At 59.1% G+C, this 16,531-nt stretch carries 11 protein-coding genes; 8 read left to right on the top strand and 3 right to left on the bottom strand.

Translation table 11 applies throughout. The features are described 5' to 3' along the window. Positions 1–289: 289 nt before the first annotated feature. Positions 290–1,873, top strand: coding sequence for a chromosomal replication initiator protein DnaA (dnaA, locus tag KI792_01300; GenBank protein MBV6631648.1), 1,584 nt, complete (start codon positions 290–292; stop codon positions 1,871–1,873). Between the two features lie 38 nt (positions 1,874–1,911). On the opposite strand, the gene KI792_01295 is transcribed toward dnaA, so the two are convergent. Genes KI792_01295 through KI792_01285 form a run of 3 tightly spaced genes read right to left on the bottom strand, consistent with a single transcriptional unit; the run spans position 1,912 to position 5,778 of the window. Then, complete coding sequence (locus KI792_01295) at positions 1,912–4,038, bottom strand: hypothetical protein (GenBank protein MBV6631647.1); 2,127 nt, start codon at positions 4,036–4,038, stop codon at positions 1,912–1,914. A 7-nt stretch (positions 4,039–4,045) separates the two neighbouring features. Continuing rightward, positions 4,046–4,546: a low molecular weight phosphotyrosine protein phosphatase gene (locus tag KI792_01290; protein MBV6631646.1), complete on the bottom strand. Its 501-nt coding sequence runs from the start codon at positions 4,544–4,546 to the stop codon at positions 4,046–4,048. After that, complete coding sequence (locus tag KI792_01285; GenBank protein ID MBV6631645.1) at positions 4,543–5,778, bottom strand: ion transporter; 1,236 nt, start codon at positions 5,776–5,778, stop codon at positions 4,543–4,545. The genes KI792_01290 and KI792_01285 overlap by 4 nt, the downstream gene beginning before the upstream one ends. A 244-nt stretch (positions 5,779–6,022) precedes the next feature. Here KI792_01285 and KI792_01280 point away from each other — a divergent pair, with 244 nt between their 5' ends. The 7 genes from KI792_01280 to cobB all read left to right on the top strand — a co-directional run bounded on the left by KI792_01280 (position 6,023) and on the right by cobB (position 16,480). Next, positions 6,023–7,165, top strand: a complete 1,143-nt coding sequence (locus tag KI792_01280) for a DNA polymerase III subunit beta (GenBank protein ID MBV6631644.1) — start codon at positions 6,023–6,025, stop codon at positions 7,163–7,165. 64 nt (positions 7,166–7,229) lie between these two features. After that, positions 7,230–8,390 (top strand): DNA replication/repair protein RecF, encoded by a 1,161-nt coding sequence (recF, locus tag KI792_01275; protein ID MBV6631643.1) that lies wholly within the window; start codon positions 7,230–7,232, stop codon positions 8,388–8,390. A 67-nt stretch (positions 8,391–8,457) separates the two neighbouring features. Further along, on the top strand, positions 8,458–10,995 hold the full coding sequence (gyrB, locus tag KI792_01270; GenBank protein MBV6631642.1) for a DNA topoisomerase (ATP-hydrolyzing) subunit B: 2,538 nt from the start codon (positions 8,458–8,460) through the stop codon (positions 10,993–10,995). Between the two features lie 53 nt (positions 10,996–11,048). After that, a complete protein-coding gene (locus KI792_01265; GenBank protein ID MBV6631641.1) occupies positions 11,049–12,266 on the top strand; it encodes a J domain-containing protein in 1,218 nt (405 codons plus the stop codon). A 129-nt stretch (positions 12,267–12,395) separates the two neighbouring features. Continuing rightward, positions 12,396–14,486: a PBP1A family penicillin-binding protein gene (locus KI792_01260; protein MBV6631640.1), complete on the top strand. Its 2,091-nt coding sequence runs from the start codon at positions 12,396–12,398 to the stop codon at positions 14,484–14,486. 535 nt (positions 14,487–15,021) lie between these two features. Further along, positions 15,022–15,570 carry a hypothetical protein gene (locus KI792_01255; protein ID MBV6631639.1) on the top strand — a complete coding sequence of 183 codons (549 nt, stop codon included), beginning with the start codon at positions 15,022–15,024 and terminating at the stop codon, positions 15,568–15,570. 169 nt (positions 15,571–15,739) lie between these two features. After that, positions 15,740–16,480 carry an NAD-dependent protein deacylase gene (gene cobB / locus KI792_01250; protein ID MBV6631638.1) on the top strand — a complete coding sequence of 247 codons (741 nt, stop codon included), beginning with the start codon at positions 15,740–15,742 and terminating at the stop codon, positions 16,478–16,480. The last annotated feature ends 51 nt before the right edge of the window (positions 16,481–16,531 follow it).

Raw genomic sequence — 16,531 nt, 5'->3', positions numbered from 1 at the left:
TCGGATTGCGCTTAGTAGCCGCCTCCTTAAACGTAATGCCTCCAACATCCTTTTGTGGTTGTAGCGAGGCTGAGTAGCGAAAACCGCCGCATTATGTCGGCATCACGCGACCAGTAGACGAACCCACCCCAAGGTTCTCTTCCATTCTGTCATGTGATTGCCAGGCACCGCGAACCACCCCTCGCCGTGCCTTATGACCTCGTTTGGTCAAATGCGGCTGGCCTGTCGTTCTCCCCGTTTCAGACACACCAAAGCCCCCAATCCAACCGCTAGCCCGGATAGCTAAAACATGATCGCCGCCCAAAACGCCCCCTCGACCAACGCTGCCGCCCTTCCCCAGGCGACAGACGGCCAGACTGCCATCAACGCCGGTACCCAAGACGGCGCAGAGATCAATCCAATCCTGCATCGCCTGTATCATCAATGGCAGGCAGTCCAAGAGCGGATGCGTGGTGAGATTGGCGACAACAACCATAAGAATTGGTTGGCGCCACTGGTCCCAACGGGCCAGGTGGGCAGCGAGGTTATGCTGGCAGCACCAACCCGTTTCATGCGCGATTGGGTCAATCGTCATTATGTTGATCGGCTTCGTCAGCTTTGGGCTGCTGAGGATGGTTCGGTCCGCCGGGTTGAGTTGATCATCTCCCCGAATGCCGCGGCCAATCTGGCAAAAGCGATTAGCGAGGCGCCACCACCGCCACCAGAAGCTCTAAAGCCAACCCCGCCAGCCAACCAAGAACGCCCCTTCAAAATGCATGCGAGCGTTCGCCAGGCGAGCGATGAGGGCAATTTCAATGCCTCCGCTAGCGGTGGCGCGTCCCTCAATGCCGGTATGGGCAGCGATGACGCCCTCACCGCACAGCTGGACCCACGCTTCACCTTCGACAACTTTGTGGTTGGTAAGCCGAACGAACTGGCCCATGCCGCCGCCCGTCGCGTCGCGGAAAGCGATGCCGTACCGTTCAACCCGCTGTTCCTTTATGGCGGTGTTGGCCTTGGTAAAACCCACCTGATGCATGCCATTGGTTGGGCCATCCGCAACAAGACGCCCGAGCGGAAGGTGCTTTATCTAAGCGCTGAGAAGTTCATGTACCAATTCATCCGCGCGCTCCGCTTTAAGGACACCATGGCGTTCAAAGAGCAGTTCCGCAGCGTTGATGTCCTGATGATCGATGATGTCCAGTTCATCAGCGGTAAAGAGAGCACCCAGGAAGAGTTCTTCCACACCTTCAACGCTCTGGTTGATCAGAACCGTCAGATCATCATCTCTGCCGATAAAAGCCCATCAAACCTGGAAGGCCTTGAAGAGCGCCTGCGCTCTCGCCTTGGATGGGGTCTGGTCGCTGATATCCACCCAACCAGCTATGAGCTGCGCCTCGGCATCCTGCAGGCCAAAGCCGATCAGCTGAAGGTGAATGTCCCGCAGAAGGTCACCGAGTTCCTGGCGCACAAGATTACATCCAATGTGCGTGAGCTTGAGGGCGCACTGAACCGCCTGGTCGCCCATGCTGATCTGGTTGGTCGGGACATTACCCTCGACACCGTTCAAGAGGTTCTGCAAGACCTGCTGCGGGCCTCTGACCGCCGGGTGACCATTGATGAGATCCAACGCCGTGTCGCTGAGCACTACAACATCCGTGTCGCTGACATGCACTCTGCCCGCCGGGCCCGTGCCGTCGCGCGTCCACGTCAGGTGGCCATGTATCTGGCTAAGCAGCTGACCTCCCGTTCCCTGCCTGAAATTGGCCGGAAGTTCGGTGGCCGCGACCACACCACGGTGATGCATGCGGTTCGGAAGATCGAAGAGATCTGCTCAACCGACAGCGCATTCGCTGAGGATGTGGAACTGCTGAAGCGGATGCTGGCTGGCTAAACCAGCCAGGCTAAACCCACTGTCCAAAACCTAACGCCTTATTGCGCATCGCCACCGCCGCCGGTTGCGCTATCGATCAGATTATCTAGGCGGTCGGCGATACCCTTGATGCCGCTTGGCCCGTTATCGGGCTGCTGCATCATCTCGGGCAGATCATCATCAATCTCGAACACAAAGCCAAAGCCGGCATCGCCCTCGGGCGGTGCGGGGATTAGGCCGAAATCGCTATTGCCGAAGGCGACACCTCGGCTAATGGCACCAAATGGCTGCACGGTGCCTGCAAATCGCATTGTCCAATCCAGGGCATGGCCCGCCGGTGGCGCCGCCGACAGTGGTTGGACCACCCGCCCATAGCCCGGATATCCAGCCATCCCGATTGGCAGAAATAGCGGCACCGCGAAACCACCGAGGATGCTGCCAACAGCCACCATGCCAATCAGCTTGTTGCCACCGGCAACCCGCTCGGCTGGGAACTTGATGGCGCCACCAACCGCCCGCCAGATCACTGCGGCAGCGGCCGACAGTCCGACAACCCCACCAACCAATCCGGCGAATGCGCCGGAGAACAGCAGTAGCGCGATACTAAAGTGGGTGTTCAGCGCCTTGGTAACTTCGGTCGATAGACGATTAATACCAGCGCCCGGGTCAAAATCATCCAGCGGCGCCATGATGTCGGCAGCCAACGCCTCGGCTGGCGGCCGAATGATGCGCGGGTAAATCTCGGCATTGAAGGTTGCACGATCAACGCCGGGATCAATCCGCAGGTCGGTTGGCAGATCAATGGTGCGACGGATGATGTTCTGAATGCCTTCCTGGGCGACAAAATCGGCGTAGCTCAAATCCGGCGGCAGTTCAGTCTCAAACCAGCCGCGGATGGCACGCTCATAGGTCTGCTCAGCCGCAGTTGGGATATCGCGCCGGGCGGCAGCAACCAACTGATCACGGCCTGCGACGGTCAGCGCCCAATCCTCAGGTAGGGTCACGCCGCTCTGCTGCACCTCGGTCCGGATTGCCGCGACGACACTCGGATGGGCGATGTACTGCGCCTCGTACATACCGAGGGCAATTTGGTTGTTCTGCCGGGCGAAGCTTTGTGACAGAACCTGTGAACCGCGTTGGCTCAGAAAAGCCTCATCACCCGGGCACCCCGTTGGGCCGCACCAGGTTTGCGGATCAACAATCTCACCAAACAGCTCTGTTGAAAGGGCTTCGTATCGGCTCTGCAGCTCATCGATCCGACCGCCGCGCTGTTTGACCCGAAAATAGACCACCATAAAGTCACGCAAATCGGGCACCCGCACCCGAAGCTGGGTCAGAACGCTGTCCTGCCGCCGCTGGTAGTCTGCCCAACGAAGCCGGGCAGCCTGCACTACCGCCGTCCAAAGTTGCGCAATCTGCTGATCTAGCGAGTTGATCACCGTGAGGTAATTGTTCGCCGCATTTCGATAGCGCTCATAGTCTCGAACGGTTTCATCCGCCGCCAGCCGGAAGCTGGCCCAGGCACTATCGGGATCGAGAGCACGCCCGGTTACCGTCTCGGCCATATCAAAAAGGTTGCTGTCCATCCGTTGATAGACATCGGGGTCAAAGACACCGAGCGCGCCAATTCCCCCCATCAACAGCTTAGCATCCGGGTCATTGGAAACCGTTGGCAACTCACCCGCCTGGAATGAGTTGGCCGCCAGCATCTGATGCATGAAGTTGCCTTTGAGGGCCGCCTGCCGCCCCTCAGCCCCAATCGAGCCATTCATCGCCTGAAATAGCTGGGGCGCCAGGAATGATGCAGCGGCGGTAGCGCCGCCGACCAAGATCGCGGCTGCAATCAGCCCGCCGATAAGGCGCATCTTGGGGATCATGATCCAGGCAATGATCAACCCAATCGTGGCCGCCAACAGGGATGGCCCCAACCCAATTGCCGCCTCGGCAATACCATGGCGCCCGCGAACAATGCCAAGCTCAAGCCCACGGTCCAACACTGCCAAACCGGTTGCCGCCAGGCCGATGCCGAACAGGCTTAAGACCAGCAAGCCACCGATGTTGAAGCTCGCGTCCTTGGACACTGCCTTTGATGGGGCCGCCTTCGCTTTGCCCTTGCCGTTCTTTGACGGGGCTTTGCCCTTGGCCTTGCCAGCCGGTTGTTTCTTTTTGCCTTTAGGGGCTGCCATAGGTGGCCTAGCGCTGTTCTAGCAAATCTCGAGTTTCCGCGACCAAACCGTCGGCCGCCTCCTCGATCATATCCAAAACCAGCCCAAATCCATCAACTGCCCCATAATAAGGGTCAGGAACGTCGGGTGCCTGTGGCCCACCAGCCGATGCGGTGTCGCGGCCATAAGCCATCATCATCTCGCATTTGGCCCTCGCATTGGCCGGGGCTTGCGCCTCAAGCGCAGCCAGATGCCCGCCATCCATGGCAAGGATCAGATCAAACTGATCATGATCCGATAGCTCTACCCGACGGGCTCGTTGGTCCGACAGATCATACCCACGGGCAAGTGCGGCCTCTTGGGAGCGGGGGTCAGGCGACGATCCAATGTGATAGCCATGGGTGCCAGCACTATCGATCTCGACCTGGCTACCGAGGCCCGCCGCCTCAAACTTCGCGCGCAGCACACCTTCGGCGGTGGGTGAGCGACAGATATTGCCGGTGCAAACACATAAGATGCGATAGGTCATGAGACACCTTTCATATGGGCACCCTCACGCGCCTCGATGCGTTTGATTGCCTCTTCGGCCCCCTCAAACACGAGCGAGCCATCCTCAGTCTTGGCAGCCTTTAGCGCGGCGGTCCGTAGATCGGGATGTCGCTCAATCAGATCGACGAAGTCATGGAGGGGCAGTTCGAGCAGGCGCGTCTCAGTGATTGAGGTCGCGCTCAATTGCGGCCGATGGGCGCCATCGACAAGATCCACGGCGCCGAACAACTGACCACTGCTGAACACACGCACCGGTGCAAGCGGCAGGGCAATCTCAACCTCCCCGGTCTCCACAAAGTAGAGACGATCTGGCTCTTCACCTTTGCGAATGATGGCATAGCGGGGCGGCACCGTTCGGGGCTGCAAGCGCTCGGTGACATCGGCGATGATATTCTGATCCAAACCTGCAAAGAGGGGGACGTCAGCCACCACCCCAAAGGTCACTCGGAAATCCTGCCGGTTCATCTCCCGCACAAAGCCAGAGGCGAGGATACCGGCGGGCAGCGCAAACATCCCGACGCCGAACAGCGCCGTCACACCACCCAATAACTTCCCGAGCGGCGTCACCGGCACCACATCGCCATAGCCAATGGTGGTTAGGGTCGCCATGCCCCACCACATGGCAGCGGGGATTGAGGCAAAGGCCTCAGGCTGGGCCTCCCGCTCCAGAATCCACATCAAGGTGGAAACGACGGTAAGCGCCATCACCATGATCATGATCACAGCAAAGGCAGCCCGGCGTTCACTATGCATCGCGTTGCTAAGCGTTCGGAGCGCCGGTGAGTAGCGCATGATCTTCAGCATCCGGGCCATGCGCAGCAGACGGATGGAGTAAAGGCCAGAAGTTCCGAACAGCGTTAGCAGGGACGGCAAAAACGCGATCAGATCCACCAAGGCCATCGGGGTCAGGGCGTAGCGGAGGCGCCCCTTAATCGGATGGCGGTAGGCGGCGTGGCGATGCTCAACTGAAACCCAGACCCTGGCGATGTATTCGATGGCGAAAACGAATACCGCAATTCGCTCAATCAGATGGAACCCATCGCCGAATCGTGCGTTCAAAGACGGCACTGTTTCAAGGATCACGGCCCCTACACTGACCGTGATCATGACGATAATGAACCAGTGCAGGATGCGTGCTGGGGCCCGCTTTGGGACCTCATCTTCAAGGGCCAGGTACAGCCGATGCCGAAATGTGCTGGTATCAGAATGCATGCAATAACCGTGCTTTTCCGCGCCAGCTGGGCCTGCACGGGATAACTCTGCGGATAGTATCGGGAGCCTGGGAAGAAATGGCCAGGAAACGCCGAAATTCCCCTCTTTACCGGGAGGGAATTGTTGCGCTTTAGTCCCGTGGGCGCTATGCCCGTAGAGCCCGGTTTCAGGGCCCATTCACCGCCCGCCTAAAGCCTAGCCGTCGCGCTTGGACAACGAAGCTTAGACCCCAGAAGTTACGACCATGAAACTAACCATCGAACGCGCCGTCCTGTTCCGTGCCCTTAGCCATGTTCAAAACGTTGTCGAGCGACGGAACACTATTCCGATCCTCTCCAATGTCCTCATGCGCGCCGATGACGGTAAGCTGTCACTGACCGCGACCGACATGGATCTCGAGATGGTTGAGGCCGTCACCGCAACGGTTGAACGTGAAGGCGCAACCACCGCCCCTGCCCACACCCTGTTCGATATTGTTCGCAAGCTGCCCGATGGCGCACAGGTTGAGTTAGAGGTTGCGGGCGACGGCTCCCTGCTCATGATCCGCGCGGGCCGCTCTTCCTTCCGCCTTGGCTGCCTGCCAACGGAAGATTTCCCATTCATGGCGTCTGGCGAGATCAAGGCAGAATTCAACCTGACCGCTGCCGACCTTCGTACGTTGATCGATCGCACCCGGTTCGCGATCTCAACCGAAGAGACCCGCTACTACCTCAACGGTATTTATCTGCATAAGGCAGAGACCGATGGCGCCGATGTGCTTCGCGCTGTCGCTACTGACGGTCACCGCCTAGCGCGGGTTGAGATGCCACTGCCTGAAGGTGCTGCTGGCCTTGGTGAGGCCGAAGGTGATGGCCAGGCTGGCGTGATCATCCCACGTAAAACCGTCGGTGAGATCCGCAAGCTTATCGATGATGCTGATGACGACATTAAGATCGGCGTCTCCGCGACCAAGATCCGCTTTAGCTTTGGCGATGCCATCCTGACCTCAAAGCTGATCGACGGCACATTCCCGGATTACCAGCGCGTGATCCCAGAGGGGAATGACAAGACCCTGGCCGTCGACGCCAAATCATTCGGCAGTGCCGTTGACCGTGTCGCGACCATCGCGACGGAAAAGTCCCGCGCGGTCAAGCTGAGCCTGAACGCCAGCACCCTGACCCTTTCCGCCACCTCGCCAGAAAATGGCAGCGCATCGGAAGAGGTTGAGGTCACCTATGATGGTGGTGAGCTGGAAATCGGCTTCAACTCCAAGTACCTGCTCGACATCACCGGCCAGATCGAAGGTGATGGCTGCCAGCTGATCATGGCTGACGGTGCATCCCCAACCCTGATCCGCGACCCATCGGACCCACAGTCACTTTACGTGCTGATGCCGATGCGGGTCTGATTGAACGGGCCCGAATGCCAACAGCTTGGCAACAAGCTGACCGGCATAAGGGCGGTGATGCGATATGACCGCCCTAGCCTTACGCGATCTTACCCTTACCAATTTCCGCAATTACCAATCGCTGAACCTTGAGTTTCCAGCGAGCGATGACGCGTTCGCGGTTGTCCTAACCGGTGACAATGGCGCCGGGAAAACCAATCTGCTGGAAGCGGTCAGCTTGTTGACCGCCGGCCGCGGCCTACGTGGCGCCAAGCTGAACGATCTACCCCATATCAACCGAACACCAGCAAGCGCCTGGGGCATTGCGGCTAATGCCGATGGCCGTCTGGGCCCAGTGCGCCTCGGCACGGGGCAAGAGGGTGCAGCGGCTGAGAACAAGCGGCAGGTGCGCATCGATGGCGAGACTGTTAGCGCCCAAACCCGCCTCGCCGATCATTTGGTTATGGCCTGGTTGACCCCCGCCATGGATGGGTTGTTCCGGGAAGGGTCGTCGGAGCGACGCCGCTTTGTTGACCGCCTTACCTTCGCCTTTGATCCAAGCCATGCCGGCCGTGTCACCCGATACGAAAAGCTGCTGCGCGAACGGGCCAAGCTGCTGCGTGAGGCGCGAGAGAACGGCACCACACCGGACGCCACATGGCTCGACAGCCTTGAGGCAGGCATGGCCGAAACAGCGACAGCGATCTCCGCCGGACGGCTTGGCCTGATTGAGCGTCTTAACCGCGTATCCGCCACCGCATTGGATCCGTTCCCAGCCGCCGACCTCGCCCTTGAGGGCGCACCTGAGCGTTGGCTGGCCGATGGCATGGCCGCCGGCATGGCCGAAGATAAGCTGCGCGAGGCGCTAAACCGCTCACGGCGCGCAGACTCAGAGGCAGGTGGTGCCGAAACTGGCCCGCATAAGACTGACCTGCTCGCCAGGCATCGCCTCAAAGACATGCCCGCCCATCTCTGCTCAACCGGCGAGCAAAAGGCACTTTTGTTGGCCATTACTCTGGCCCATGCACGCCTGGTAACCGCCGAAATTGGCCATGCGCCAATCTTACTTTTGGATGAGGTTGCAGCCCATTTGGACGAGGCCCGAAGGGAGGCTTTGTACGACCGTTTGGCAGCCCATGGGGCCCAGGTGTGGATTACCGGCACAGATGCCAATATTTTCAATGCCTTGGGCAATGCCGCAACCCATCTGATAATACGTGATGGTGCCGTGCAAAAAGGTGCTTGAATGGCGGAAATCCGGTATACTCCAATGATTCGGGCATATGCCCGTTCCGTGACCAGTTTTGGCCTGTATGAGCGACCCTAAAAGAGAAGAATCGGCCCCTGAAATTGAGGCTGATCAGAACCAAGAAGCCGCCGCTGGCGAGACCTCCGATCCAGATGCTTATGACGCGAGTTCGATTAGCGTTCTTCGCGGCCTGGAAGCGGTGCGCAAACGCCCCGGCATGTATATCGGCGATACCGATGATGGGTCCGGCCTTCACCACATGATTTATGAGGTGGTGGATAACGCGATTGATGAGGCGCTGGCCGGTCATTGCGATATCGTCACCGTCACCCTGAACGGCGATGGCTCCGCCACCATTACCGATAATGGTCGTGGCATCCCGGTCGGCATCCACCCTGAAGAGGGCGTGTCGGCGGCTGAGGTCATTATGACCAAGCTGCATGCTGGCGGTAAGTTCAACCAGAACTCTTATAAGGTCTCGGGCGGCCTGCACGGTGTTGGCGTCTCCGTTGTGAACGCCCTCTCCGATTGGCTTGAGCTGCGGATCTTCCGTGATGGCACCGAGCACATGATGCGCTTTGCCCATGGTGAGGCCGATGCCCCGTTGGCCGAGGTTGGCCCAGCGCCAGAAGTAGACGGCAAACCAAAGACCGGGACTGAGATCACGTTCCACCCCTCGGCCGAGACCTTCTCGATGACCGAATTCAAGTTTGAGACGCTTGAGCATCGCCTGCGTGAGCTCGCGTTCCTCAACTCCGGTGTTCGGCTGCTGATCACCGATGGCCGCGAGGATGAGCCTCGCGTCGTCGATATGAATTACGAAGGCGGGTTAGAGTCTTTCGTTACCTATCTAAACCGTTCGAAATCCGCCCTGCATGGTGAGGTGATCGGCTTCGCCCATGAGCATGACAAGATCATGGTCGAATGCGCGATGCAGTGGACCGATAGCTATGCGGAGATGACCCAGTGCTTCACCAACAACATCCCACAGCGGGATGGTGGTACGCACCTAGCCGGTTTCCGCGGTGCCCTGACCCGGGTGATCAATAACTACGCCAGCGCCACCGGCCTGCTGAAGCGGGAGAAGGTTGCGCCAACCGGCGATGACATGCGCGAGGGCCTGACCTGCGTCTTGTCAGTGAAGATGCCTGACCCGCGCTTCTCCTCCCAAACGAAAGATAAGCTCGTCTCCTCAGAAGCCCGTGCGGCGGTTGAGAGTGCGGTTGGTGAGGCCCTGGCCACCTGGCTGGAAGAGCATCCGAATGAGGGTAAGCGCATTGTCGCCAAGATCGTGGAGGCTGCGGCCGCCCGTGAGGCAGCCCGCAAGGCCCGCGAACTAACCCGTCGTAAGGGTGCCCTCGACATGGCAAGCCTGCCCGGCAAGCTTGCGGATTGTCAGGAGCGCGACCCATCCAAAGCCGAACTATTCCTGGTTGAGGGTGATAGTGCGGGCGGGTCGGCCAAACAGGGCCGGGACCGTAAGTTCCAGGCGATCCTGCCGCTACGCGGTAAAATCCTGAACGTTGAGCGCGCGCGCTTCGACAAGATGCTATCGAGCCAGGAGATTGGCACGCTGATCACCGCGCTCGGCACCGGTATCGGGGCGGATGAGTTCAATATTGAGAAGCTGCGCTATCACAAGATCATCATCATGACGGATGCTGATGTTGATGGCTCCCACATCCGGACGCTGTTGCTGACCTTCTTCTTCCGTCAGATGCCGCAGCTGATTGAGAATGGCTACCTCTACATCGCGCAGCCACCGCTGTTTAAGCTCAGTCGCGGTAAATCCTCGCGCTATCTCAAAGATGAGCATGAGCTGAATGCCTATCTGATTGAATCAGGCACCGACGGTGCAGTTCTGACCCCAGCCGATGGCCAACAAGTGGCCGGCAATGACCTTGTCGACCTTGCCGAAAAGGCCCGTCAGGCTGCCTCTGGCATCGAAATTTTAGGCCGGAAGCTTGGTGACCCAATCGTTGTTGAGCAGATTGCCCTAGCGGGTGCCTTTGACGCTGGCTTGTTCAATGACACAGCGCAGGCACAAGCGATCGCTGAGAAGTCGGCCGAGCGTCTAAACAAGGTGTTCGCCGATAAGGGTGCGGGCTGGAGTGGCCAATTCCTGCAAGGTGAGGATGGTGCCGCCGGTGCGCTGGCGAAGCCACGCATGGAAATCGCCCGCACGCTTCAAGGTGTTCGCCAATCCTACGTCCTGACCGAAGATCTGCTCACCGCTGGCGATGCCCGCCGGTTGCACCAGCTTGCGACCCAGCTGGACACCGTCTTCTCCGGCCCTGCAAAGATTGAGCAGAATGCCAAGGTGGTGGAAGACATCTGGGGCCCCCTCGGCCTGTTTGGCTTCATCACGGAGAGTGCACGGAAGGGGTCAGCCCTCCAGCGTTATAAGGGGCTGGGCGAGATGAACCCGGATCAGCTTTGGGAAACCACGCTTGATCCGACCATCCGTTCACTGCTTCAGGTGCGAGTTGAGCAAACCGAGGAGGCGGCCGATCTATTCTCCACCTTGATGGGGGATGTGGTGGAACCGCGCCGCGAGTTCATTCAGCAAAACGCGCTGCGCGTGGTGAACCTGGATATCTGATCAGCGATAGGCCATTTCATTGGTGGGATTACACATAACCAAGCCGTCCTGCCGTGGCTGACCATCTCGATTATGAAGGGCACTATAAAGCGCTCGATGTTTTGCCGACGGCAAGCAACGAGGAGGTTAAGCGTGCCTTCCGCCAGCGCGCCCGTGACCTGCACCCGGACCGCAATCCAGGCAAGGACACAACCGCCGCCTTTCAGCGCGTCACCGCCGCGTATGAGGTCCTAAAGGATCCCGATAAGCGCCGGGAATATGATGCAGAGGGCGTAAGGCGAAGCCAGGCCAAGTCACAAACCAGCGCTCGAAGCACTGGCGGCAGCAGCAGTTCCAGCGCAAGTGCCACCGGTACCAAGACCCGAACCTCAACCTCGCGCGGCGCCAGTGGCGGCACTGATACCCGGCGCAAATACACCCCACCACCCGAGGTGGGTTTGCGCATGTGCGCGGAGTGCGGGTGCCTATCTGCACAGCTGCGCGCGACCTTTTTCCACTCGGTTCGCGGGTTCGGCATTCAGGTTAAGCGCAAGCGCAATGGCGGCGTGTTCTGCCCCAGCTGCGCCATGAAGCTTGGGCTAAAGAACAATCTCTACAACTGGTTACTTGGCTGGTGGGCCCTGCCCTTAGGCCCGCCACGCACGGTTGAGGCCAGTTTCGTCAACATGGCGGGTGGCGAGAAGCCTCTCGCTGACAATGTAAATCTGCTGTTTCAGCAGGCGGTCGGCTTCTTCCACGCTGGGCATAGTAAGATTGCCCTTGGCATTATTGAAGATGCCCTGCGCATGGCGCCCAGCCTTGATATGCGGGACCGCCTGATTGAGCTGCGAGAGCGCATGGGCCAGAAGGGCCGTGGCCCGAGGCTGCGCAATGAGTGGCGCCTTATCGATAAGCCGGTGTTCTGGGGACAGGCGCTCACCCTCTTCCTGATGTTCTATCTGGTCCTGCGGCTGGTTTTTGGCGGCGTGAACCTACAGCTGCTCGACTTCTCCAATATCTGGAGTGGCATCCCCGCGCCAAACTTCACCGTCTCAACCGACTGGGATGGCGGGGGTAGTGTTGAGACGCTGCCCCATCGGGTGACCAGCGCGGCGCTGACCGCCTATGTGGCACCTAACCGCCGTTCGGCAGAGCTGGCGCGCTTCTTTGAGGGCGATGTGGTTGAGGTAATACCAGACGCCAGTGTCGGTGGCTGGACCGCCATTCGCCTGCGCAGTGGTCGTCAGGCCTATGTTACTGCGACGGGTATTGCGGAAGTGGTTGATCCCTAAATCCGCGCGCCCTGATACCTGAACCGCACAGCCAGCCTTAATCACAGCGTGTCATGACCCAGCCGCATTGACCCGGCATGGTCGGTTAATCAGGCTGTTTACTCAGTCTCCGTTATGGAAAGTCGGATCATGGCCGGGTCTTCGAAGAAATCGAAAACCAAAGCCGGTGGCAGCAAGCCAAAAGCCAAAGGGAAGGCAAAAGCTAAGAAGCCCGCCAAACGCGGCTCTTGGCTAACGCGCAGCATTTGGTTTGTGACGCGCTGGTCGCTGGTTGCCGCCGTTTGGGTCGGCATCGCCGCCGGTGGTGCCATGCTGTATTTCGCCCATGACCTGCCCGATATCCGGGACCAGATGGTGCTGGAGCGCCGACCATCGATCACCATCCTAGCCTCCGATGGCTCTGAAATCGGTCGCTATGGCGATCTGCACACCAGCACGGTCACCGTCGACGAGCTACCTGACCATCTGATTGAGGCGGTATTGGCCATTGAGGATCGACGGTTTTACTGGCATCCGGGCATTGATCCCATTGGCCTGACCCGAGCTGCTGTCACCAATTACCGGGCTGGCCGTGTCGTGCAGGGCGGATCAACCCTGACCCAACAATTGGCTAAGAACCTGTTCCTCCAGCCCGAACGCTCAATCAAACGTAAGGCACAAGAGGCCCTGCTCGCGCTATGGCTTGAGCTGTCCTACACCAAGGATGAAATCCTGGGCGCCTATCTGAACCGGGTCTATCTCGGCGCGGGCACTTATGGGGTCGATGCTGCTGCCCGTACCTATTTCGGCAAATCGGCCCGCGCACTCAGCCTGCGCGAGAGCGCGCTGATCGCTGGCCTGTTGAAGGCCCCCTCCCGTTACGCCCCAACCAACAACGCCAAACGCGGCTGGCAGCGGGCCCGCACCGTGCTCGCCGCCATGGAAGATGCTGGGTATATCAACGCTAATCAGCGCAGCCGTGCTGCCAGCGGCCGCCCACCAATACGAGCCGTTGCTGGCTCTGGCCTGCGGTATTTCGCTGATTGGGTGATGGAGCAGTCCGGTGGCTATACCGGTCGTACCTCAACCGATTTGATCGTCAGCACCACCCTTGATGGCGGTATCCAGCGGGCGGCAGAGCGCGCAATTGCCGACAGTATGGCAAATGGCGGTCGCAAGCGTGGGGCACGCCAGGCCGCCGCCCTGATCATGGCGCCAGATGGCGCGGTCAAGGCGATGATCGGTGGCGTTGACTATAGCCAGAGCCAGTTTAACCGGGTCACCCAGGGCCAACGGCAACCTGGCTCTGCCTTCAAACCCATCTTATTCCTGGCTGCGCTTGAGCGTGGTCGCCAGCCCTTCAGCACGATCTCTGATGACGAGCTAACCATTGGTGGCTGGAGCCCTCGCAACTATGGCGGACGGTTCCACGGCACGGTGACCCTCGCTGAGGCACTGGCGGGTTCCTACAACGTCGCCGCCGTGCGTCTGCTCGACCAGATTGGCACCAGCCGCCTGCGCGACATGTCACGGCGCCTGGGTATCACCGCGCCGTTGGGCAATGATCTCAGCTTGGCACTCGGCACCGCTGAGGTCTCAATGCTCGAACTAACCGCCGCCTACGCCACCATTGCCAATGGCGGTCGCAGCATCTGGCCCTATGCGATTACCCAAATCAGGGAGAAAGGTGGCCGGGTGATCTACCGACATAAGCCTGAGCAGGGCGCACCGGTGGTCAATCGCGGTGCCACCCAGGCGTTGAGCGGCATGCTGCAAAAGGTGGTGACCGAAGGCACGGGCAAAAAGGCCGCGCTGGACCGCCCCGTTGCCGGCAAAACCGGCACCACACAGGGCTTCAGGGATGCCTGGTTCGTTGGCTATACCGCCGATTACGTTGGCGCGGTCTGGTTCGGCAATGACAATAACCGCGCCATGGACCGAATTGAGGATGAGGAGATTACCGGCGGCTCCTTACCTGCGGAGACTTGGGCCAGCATCATGGCAAGCGCCCATCGCGGGAAGCCAGCCCGGGCCCTGCCTGAGATTGGTGCGATCCCAACCATCGTTAGCACTGCACCGGTAGCACAAGCGCCAGATATCGAGCGTTCTACCGACAGCGGTGCTGTGGGCAACCGGGATATTGGCGCCCTTGGCCGGTTCATTGAGGGGCTGGGTAGCGAGCCCGGGATCAGCGCTGAGAGCGAGCCCACCACGGCCCCATCTGGCCCACGCTGGGACTGATTTTTCAACCAATCAACGCTTAGAAAGCAGTCATTTCGCCTGACGAAATATTTTTTTCGTTTCAGCTACTTAGGCTTTTCAGATCTTTCTTATTTATAGGTAACACACTGCAAAAACACGAAATTACAATCAGGGACCATAGGTAAGCAGTATCACGAACGCTATCACCCTGAATTTTCAGAAAATTTTAGGTAAATTGATTATTGAAGAACTTTCAAAAACCACCCGTACCCTAAAAATGTCGATGGATGGTTTGAGAGTGATCGACACTGCTGACCCCGACCATCCGGTAAGACAGGTGCCTGGTTTAAAGGCCACAGCAGAAGTTGGGGAACGGATGATGTGGCGGCCAGATACCTACCGGGGATGGGGTCTTAGGCGCTGGTAATCATTGGGGATTTGCCAACGCCATTTAAAAGCAGCCCGATCATGGGCACCCGCCGATCATGGGGGTCGGTGGCACCCACCCATCCAGCAATCGACATGATGCCGGGTACGGCTCTCTCAGCTTCCACCCGGCGATATGGGGAGACTTATGTCTGCTGTGACTGCCCTTGGTGGGAACCACCTTACTGGACAGCCTCGCTTCCTATCCGCCTATCTTGATGATCTAGGCGACTATATCGACCGGACGGCGACCAGGATTACTGAAAAGGGTCCGTTTGGTGTTATCGGCGGCCTGTTAACCGGCCGGATTAAATCCTTCAAACAGTTCAAAAGCGCGCTCAAAACCTCGGTTAGTGCCGTCTGGCAGACCGTCAAAGAAGCAACAGCCTGGGCCACCGTCGGCCTATCCATTGCGAATGAGCGTTTGGGCAAGCTTGCCTGGGCGATCCTGCCGAACAGCTTCAAGGATCCGCTACCTGAAATTGTTAAGGACCATATGGAGAGCCCGATCAGCAAACTCCTTGACGAGATTCTGGATCAGGTGAACCCAAAGACCGAGACACCCGCTGAAGACAAGCGTCGTAAAGTGCATTTACGGCGTGCCCTGCGCGATTGGCGTAGCGGCGATCGCCCAACGCAAGAGGCAACCAGCAAAGCTCCAAAGCCAATGGCTGGCCTCGCCATGGGCCCGGCTTAATCGCCTGGCCGCCTGTGCGCTGACCCTCTAGGTGTCATGTCATCGCAGCTGTCCTGCGGTGATGACAGGATCAAAAAGCTAGGGCATGGTGCGCCTCTTGGGCGTATCATGCCTGCTTTCGTTTTACCGCTATCCTTAGCCCGTTACCCGCAATCCATGGCCTGTTGATATGGCACGTCCCAACCTCTCCCACGATAGTACGATCGTTATCCTGACCGGTGCCGGCATCTCAAAAGAGAGTGGCCTCGACACCTTCCGTGATCCCGATGGGGTTTGGTCCAAATACAGCGTGGAAGAGGTAGCGACACCGAACGCTTTCGCGCGGGACCCAAAGCTGGTCCATGATTTCTACAATATGCGGCGCAAAACGCTGCAAGACCCAGAGATTGAGCCAAATGCCGCCCATATCGCCATCGCCCGGTTACAGGCCGATTGGCCCGGCCGTGTGGTGCTGGTCACCCAGAACGTCGATGATCTGCATGAACGCGGCGGCTCAAAGCAGGTGCTGCACATGCATGGTGAGCTGCGCAAGATAGAGTGCCAGCACTGCACCATCGTGACGTCCCATGATGGCGATTTGTCCGTGGATGACGTTTGCCCGGATTGCGGGACCGTCGGCAGCCTTCGCCCCCATGTGGTTTGGTTCGGCGAGATGCCCCGCCATATGGAAGAGATCGCCATGGCTCTCGCCGATGCTGACCTTTTCATATCTATCGGCACTTCAGGCAATGTGTATCCGGCCGCCGGCTTTGTTGCTGAGGCCCGCCAAACCGGCGCCCATACGATCGAGCTGAACCTTGAGCCATCAGAGGGCGCAACCCTCTTCGCGGAAACGCGTTATGGCCCAGCCTCTGAGCTGGTGCCTGATTATGTCGAAGAGCTCCTCGATCTCGCGGCGGCCCCGACCTAGCCCCCAAACCAACCCAAGACATCGCTAAGGAAGCGGATAATGCGACGGATA

Source organism: Alphaproteobacteria bacterium SS10 (genome assembly GCA_019192455.1).
GTDB lineage: Bacteria > Pseudomonadota > Alphaproteobacteria > TMED2 > TMED2 > TMED2.
This window is presented reverse-complemented; position numbering and strand designations above follow the sequence as displayed.